The organism is Kitasatospora sp. NPDC056531 (assembly GCF_042794375.1).
In the GTDB taxonomy this organism is placed as follows: Bacteria; Actinomycetota; Actinomycetes; order Streptomycetales; family Streptomycetaceae; genus Kitasatospora.
In genome coordinates this window covers 28,820-34,996 of record NZ_JBHTTU010000003.1, presented here as the reverse complement: position 1 = coordinate 34,996, position 6,177 = coordinate 28,820, and the positions used below count along the sequence as shown (strand labels likewise).

The window sequence follows — 6,177 nt, the reverse complement described above, 5'->3', positions numbered from 1 at the left end:
CCACTCCTCGCCGTTGCGGGTGACCGGCCGCTGCGCCAACTTCGCCGCCGCCCCGTCCAGCCGCTTCTGCGGCCGCGGGGCCGGACTACGGCAGGGCCAGCATCCGGTCCAGCGCCTCCTTGGCGTACTTCTCGGTCTCCGGGTCGACGGTGATCACGTTCGGCACCCGGCCCTCGACCAGCGACTCCAGCGCCCAGACCAGGTGCGGCAGGTCGATCCGGTTCATGGTCGAGCAGAAGCAGACCGCGCGGTCCAGGAACACGATCTCCTTGTCCGGGTGTGCCTTGGCCAGGCGACGGACCAGGTTCAGCTCGGTGCCGATGGCCCACTTGGTGCCGGGCTCGGCGGCGTCCAGGGCCTTGATGATGTACTCGGTCGAGCCCACCATGTCGGCGGCCGCGACGACCTCGTGCTTGCACTCGGGGTGCACCAGGACGGTCACGCCGGGGATCCGCTCGCGGACGTCGTTCACCGAGTCCAGGCTGAACCGGCCGTGCACCGAGCAGTGGCCGCGCCAGAGGATCATCTTCGCGTCCCGCAGCTGCTCGGCGGTCAGGCCGCCGTTCGGCTTGTGCGGGTTGTAGACGACGCAGTCGTCCAGCGAGAAGCCCATGTCGCGCACGGCGGTGTTGCGGCCGAGGTGCTGGTCGGGCAGGAAGAGCACCTTCTCGCCCTGCTCGAACGCCCACTCCAGGGCGCGCTTGGCGTTGGAGGAGGTGCAGATGAGGCCGCCGTGCCTGCCGGTGAAGGCCTTGATGTCGGCGGAGGAGTTCATGTACGAGACCGGGACGGTGACGTCGGCTATGCCGGCGTCGGTCAGCACGTCCCAGCACTCGGCGACCTGCTCGGCGGTGGCCATGTCGGCCATCGAACAGCCGGCCGCGAGGTCCGGCAGGACGACCTGCTGCCGGTCGCTGGTGAGGATGTCCGCGGACTCGGCCATGAAGTGCACGCCGCAGAAGACGATGTACTCGGCCTCGGGGCGGGCCGCCGCGTCGCGGGCGAGCTTGAAGGAGTCGCCGGTGACGTCGGCGAACTCGATCACCTCGTCGCGCTGGTAGTGGTGTCCGAGGATGAAGACGCGGTCGCCGAGCGCGGCCTTGGCCGCGCGGGCGCGCTCGACGAGGTCCGGGTCGGAAGCCGGGGGGAGGTCGCCGGGGCACTCGACGCCGCGCTCGCTGTTCGGATCGGCCTCCCGGCCGAGCAGCAGCAGAGCGAGCGGCGTCGGAGTGGGGTCGACGCCGTAGGTCTCGGTGATGGTGGTGGTCACGGGCGGGTGCCCTTCTGTGCGGCCGATCAAGCGGTTGAGCCTTTTCGTCTATCTGACGCTATCTATTCTAACCGGTTAGCGTCAGAGTGACGATGGCCATCCTGTCGATGTGACGAGAACCGCTCGCCAAAACGAATGCTTCCGGGCGTGGCCGAATCGATATTTCGAAGCCGCCGGGTATGGCTGAGCCCATGAAGGCAATCGCGATCAACCGCTACGGCGGCCCCGAGGTGGTCGAGTACACCGACCTGCCCGACCCCAAGGTCGGGCCCGACTCGGTCCTGGTGCAGGTACGGGCGGCCGGGGTGAACCCGGTGGACTGGAAGGTCCGGGACGGCGCCCTGGACGGCATGCTGGACGTCCACTTCCCGCTGGTCATGGGCTGGGACGTGGCCGGCGTGGTCCGCGCCGTCGGCGGCGGGGTGACCGAGTTCACTCCCGGCGACGAGGTGTACGGCTACGTCCGCAAGGACGCCGTCGAGCACGGGACCTACGCCGAGCTGGTCTCCGCTCCCGTCCGCACCCTCGCCCGCCGGCCCGCCGCGTTGGACTGGGCGCAGTGCGGCGGCCTGCCGCTGGCCGGGCTCACCGCGCTGCAGAGCCTGCGGGCGCTGCGGCTCACCGAGGGGGAGACCCTGCTGGTGCACGCCGCGGCCGGCGGGGTCGGCCACCTGGCCGTCCAGATCGCCCGCGCCCGCGGCGCCCGGGTGATCGGCACGGCGGGCGAGCGCAACCACGACTACCTGCGCGGCCTGGGCGCGGAGCCGGTCGCCTACGGTGAGGGCCTGGCCGAACGGGTCCGCGCGCTCGCCCCGGACGGCGTGGACGCGGCCCTCGACCTGATCGGCCGCGGCGCCGTCCAGGTCTCGGCCGGGCTGGTGGCCGACCCGGGTCGGATCGCCTCGATCACCGACTTCGGCGTGAAGGCCCTCGGCGGCCACTACGTCTGGGTCCGCCCGGACGCGGCGGACCTGGCCGAACTGGCCGCGCTCGCCGACGACGGCCGACTGACCGTCACCGTCGCCTCCACCTTCCCGCTCGCCCAGGCGGCCTCCGCCCAGGCGCTCAGCGCCGAGGGCCGTACCAGGGGGAAGATCGTCCTGCTGGTGGACTGACGGCCTTCTTTCCGTCATCCGCCAGCGATGAACTCGTTCAGGTCATCCGCCAGAATGGGTGGCGAACCGTTTTGGCAGCGGCCGTGGCCGAGCACCAGCCGCCGCCGGGACGCCCCCTCGACCCCCCCGCACGACCCGTGGAGCCCCGCACCGATGACCAGCAGCCGAGCGCACGAGGTGATCGGTGCCGACCTGGACGAGACCGATCGGCAGCTCCTCGCCCGCCTCGGCAGCGACGGCCGCGCCTCCTACGCCGAGATCGGCCTGCAGGTGAACCTCTCCGCCACCGCCGTGCGCCGTCGGATCGATCGGCTCCGGGCGCGCGGTGTGGTGCGGGGCTTCACCGTGGTGCTCGACCCGGCCGTGCTCGGCTGGCAGACCGAGGCCTTCGTCGAGGTCTACTGCCGCGAGCGCACCGCCCCCGAGGAGATCCTCGCCAGCCTGCGCCAGTTCCCCGAGGTGGTCGCCGCCTGGACGGTCACCGGCGACCCGGATGCCCTGGTCCACCTGCGGGCCGCCGACATGCGCCACCTGGAGGCCGTCATCGAGCGCATCCGGCGCGAGCCCGGCGTCCAGCGCAGCCGCTCCTCGGTGGTCCTCTCCCAGCTGATCGGCTGACCCGCCCGGCCCCACGCAGGAATCCTGCGCGGACCCGCCCGAAGACGCTCGAAACCTGCCTGACCAGCCGCGTTCCGACGCGCGTCGAAGTACCGCCGCTGCCTACGCTGATCACGTCCGGTCAGCGCGGTGAGGCCTCCCGCAGACCGGATCCCCCCGACACCCACAGCCGAGAGGGACCGCCGTGTCCGCAGCACCCGACCGCATGCACCGGCCCGACAACGACCTGGTCGACCTGGTTTTCGACTACATGCGGGAGCGGCTGCAGTACGACCCCGTGCCGCTCGACCACCCCGGTGACGGCGAGCACCTGCGCGCCCAGCTGTCCGGCCTGCTGAACCAGGACGGCAACAACCCGGCCGACGTGCTCAAGCTCTACGACCACGAGCTGTCCCGTGCGGTCATCTCCGCCGACAGCCCGCGCTACCTGTCCTTCATCCCGTGCGCCCCCACCAAGGCCGCGCTGCTGTTCGACATGGTCGTCTCCTGCGCCTCGCTGCAGGGCATCTCCTGGCTGGAGGCGGCCGGCGCGATAGCCGCCGAGAACCAGGTGCTGCGCCTGATCGCCGACCGTGCGGGCCTGCCCCAGACGGCCGGCGGCTGCTTCGTCTCCGGCGGATCGGCGGGCAACCTCTCCGCCCTGGTCGTCGCCCGCGACACCGCCCGCCGCCGCCTCGGCGTCGGCCCGGAGGCGCGGCTGCGGATAGCCGTCGCCGACCAGGTGCACTCCTCGGTCAAGAACACCTTCAACATCATCGGCGTCGAGGCCTTCAAGGTCCCGACCGTCAACCGGCGCTTCACCGGCGAGGCGCTGCGCGCCGCCCTGGCCGCCGACCCCAACCCCGAGACGGTGATCGCGGTCGTCGGCACCGCCGGCACCACCAACGAGGGCATCGTCGACGACCTCAAGGGCCTGGCCGAGGTCGCCCGCGAGCGCGACCTGTGGTTCCACGTGGACGGCGCCTACGGTGGCGCGGGCCTGTTCGCCCCCTCGGTGCGCGAGCGCTACGACGGCATCGAGCACGCCGACTCCTTCGTGGTCGACCCGCACAAGTGGCTGTTCGCCCCCTTCGACTGCGCCGCGCTGATCTACCGCAACCCGCAGCTCGCCCGCGCCGTGCACACCCAGGACGCCTCCTACCTGGACGTCCTGCACACCGAGGGCGACGAGTGGAACCCCACCGACTACGCCTACCACCTGACCCGGCGCGCCCGCGGCCTGCCGCTCTGGTTCTCGCTGGCCGTCCACGGCGTCCAGGCCTACACCGACGCCATCGAGACCGGCCTCCAGCTGGCCCGGGACACCGCCCAGCTGATCCGTGACACCGAGCACCTGGAGCTGCTGTTCGACCCGCAGCTCTCCGCCGTCTGCTTCAAGCGCAGGGGCTGGACCAACGACGACTACTACCGCTGGTCGCAGCAGCTGCTCGCGGACCAGATCGGCTTCGTGACCCCGACCGGCTGGGACGGCGAGACGGTGGCCCGCTTCGCCTTCCTGCACCCGGGCACGACCATGGAGATGGTCCGGGAGATCCTGGACACCATGGCCTGATCGACGCTCCGCGCGTACGGCCCCTCCGGCTCGCCCGGCGGGGCCGTACGCGTACCTACAGGAACGCTCCGCTCGGCAGGTACGGGCTCGGCGGCCGCATCCCGCGCACCCCCACGATGCCCCCGGTCCCCGGCGTCAGCCCGACCTCCAGGCCGACGTCCAGCGCCCACTCCTGCTCGGCGGTCAGGTACTCCACCCGCGCCTCGACCCCGTCCGGCACCCGGGCCAGCGCCTCGCGCAGCAGCCGGGCGGCGATCCGCTTGCTGGTGGCCGCCAGCAGCCGCACCGTGCCGCCGTCCCGGTAGCAGTAGCCGCTGCCGGCCAGCGCGTCGGCGACCAGCAGCTCCTCGAAGTGCCCGAGCATCAGCTCGTGGTCCGGGCCGTGGGCCGACCCGCGCAGCCGCCGGTCCACCGAGTCCAGCAGGTGCAGCTGGGTGGCGTTGCCGCGGTGCACCGGGATGTCCCCCGGGTCGATCAGCCCGCTCCGGTCCACCCGTCCGGTCAGCCGCATCGCCGGGTGCAGGGTGAACCCGGCCAGCCGGTAGCGGCGGGCCGCCGCCGGCGAGGAGGAGGCGCAGACCATCCCGCGCAGACAGCCCCGCGCGTGCGCCGTGGCCCGTTCCAGCAGCAGCCGGCCGACCCCCTTGCCCTGCGCGGACGGGCGGACGGCGAACAGCGAGGGCATCCACAGGCCCTCGCGGCGCATCGACAGCACCACCCCGACCGCCTCCCCGCCGCTTTCCGCCAGCCAGCAGCCCCCGGGATCAATGCGCGCCAGGTGCCGGGTCCGCGCCAGCTGCAGCGGTGTCGGCTCGGGCGGTGCCGGAGCGGCGGTCGGCTCGGTGAAGGCGGCGAAGGACAGTTCCTGGACGACCTCCGCGTCCTCTGCGGTGTCCCTGACCTGGCGAAGGATCATGCCGACCATCCTGGCGTCCGACGGACGGCCGCGGGGCCGGTTCACCCGGATCCACGACCAGGGCGGTGACCCGAGCTGCCCGGTTGTGCGAGCATGGGGAGCGTAAGGGAGACGGGTGGCACACCCGGCCCACGGAAACCAGCCGCCGAACAGGCCGCAGAAATCCATCGCCGTCCGGGAAATGAATCCGGACGGCCGTTGGTTGGCACTGGCGGCAGACCGTCGTCAAGACCGGGAGAAAGCAGATGACCGTCCAGGACGAGACCACCGTCGAGAGTGGCATCCTCCTCACCGATGCCGCCGCGGCCAAGGTCAAGGCCCTGCTGGAGCAGGAAGGCCGCGAGGACCTCGCGCTGCGCGTCGCCGTCCAGCCCGGTGGCTGCTCCGGCCTGCGTTACCAGCTGTTCTTCGACGAGCGCTCGCTCGACGGCGACGTGGTGAAGGACTTCGACGGCGTCAAGGTCGTCACCGACCGGATGAGCGCCCCGTACCTGGGCGGCGCCACCGTCGACTTCGTCGACACCATCGAGAAGCAGGGCTTCACGATCGACAACCCGAACGCCACCGGCTCCTGCGCCTGCGGCGACTCCTTCAGCTAAGCCTGAAGCGCGGGCCCAGCCCGAAACGCGTGAGGCGGGGCCAAGGGAGACCCCCCCGGAGCCCCCCCACGTTCTCCCCCCCCCCCCGTCGGGCCCTCCCGCATCGC

At 72.1% G+C, this 6,177-nt stretch carries 6 protein-coding genes; 4 read left to right on the top strand and 2 right to left on the bottom strand.

Annotated features, from left to right (window positions below; translation table 11 throughout):
• Positions 1–85: 85 nt before the first annotated feature.
• The gene (gene nadA, locus ACFQ87_RS04955) at positions 86–1,270 is read right to left on the bottom strand and encodes a quinolinate synthase NadA (protein ID WP_380609159.1); all 1,185 of its coding nucleotides are present in this window, start codon (positions 1,268–1,270) and stop codon (positions 86–88) included.
• Between the two features lie 191 nt (positions 1,271–1,461).
• Here nadA and ACFQ87_RS04950 point away from each other — a divergent pair, with 191 nt between their 5' ends.
• The 3 genes from ACFQ87_RS04950 to ACFQ87_RS04940 all read left to right on the top strand — a co-directional run bounded on the left by ACFQ87_RS04950 (position 1,462) and on the right by ACFQ87_RS04940 (position 4,555).
• A complete protein-coding gene (locus ACFQ87_RS04950; protein ID WP_380609158.1) occupies positions 1,462–2,385 on the top strand; it encodes an NADP-dependent oxidoreductase in 924 nt (307 codons plus the stop codon).
• A 153-nt stretch (positions 2,386–2,538) separates the two neighbouring features.
• Positions 2,539–3,003: an Lrp/AsnC family transcriptional regulator gene (locus ACFQ87_RS04945; RefSeq protein ID WP_270147404.1), complete on the top strand. Its 465-nt coding sequence runs from the start codon at positions 2,539–2,541 to the stop codon at positions 3,001–3,003.
• A gap of 184 nt (positions 3,004–3,187) precedes the next feature.
• The gene (locus ACFQ87_RS04940) at positions 3,188–4,555 is read left to right on the top strand and encodes a pyridoxal phosphate-dependent decarboxylase family protein (protein WP_380609157.1); all 1,368 of its coding nucleotides are present in this window, start codon (positions 3,188–3,190) and stop codon (positions 4,553–4,555) included.
• A 55-nt stretch (positions 4,556–4,610) separates the two neighbouring features.
• On the opposite strand, the gene ACFQ87_RS04935 is transcribed toward ACFQ87_RS04940, so the two are convergent.
• On the bottom strand, positions 4,611–5,471 hold the full coding sequence (locus ACFQ87_RS04935; RefSeq protein WP_380609156.1) for a GNAT family N-acetyltransferase: 861 nt from the start codon (positions 5,469–5,471) through the stop codon (positions 4,611–4,613).
• A 245-nt stretch (positions 5,472–5,716) separates the two neighbouring features.
• Between ACFQ87_RS04935 and erpA the strand changes: the two genes are divergently transcribed.
• The gene (gene erpA, locus ACFQ87_RS04930; protein WP_380609155.1) at positions 5,717–6,070 is read left to right on the top strand and encodes an iron-sulfur cluster insertion protein ErpA; all 354 of its coding nucleotides are present in this window, start codon (positions 5,717–5,719) and stop codon (positions 6,068–6,070) included.
• Positions 6,071–6,177 lie beyond the last annotated feature (107 nt).

Coding starts and splice junctions, on each gene's coding strand:
- erpA (WP_380609155.1), top strand. CDS start 5,717: ATGACCGTCCAGGACGAGACCACCGTCGAGAGTGGCATCCTCCTCACC.
- ACFQ87_RS04945 (WP_270147404.1), top strand. CDS start 2,539: ATGACCAGCAGCCGAGCGCACGAGGTGATCGGTGCCGACCTGGACGAG.
- ACFQ87_RS04950 (WP_380609158.1), top strand. CDS start 1,462: ATGAAGGCAATCGCGATCAACCGCTACGGCGGCCCCGAGGTGGTCGAG.
- ACFQ87_RS04935 (WP_380609156.1), bottom strand. CDS start 5,471: ATGATCCTTCGCCAGGTCAGGGACACCGCAGAGGACGCGGAGGTCGTC.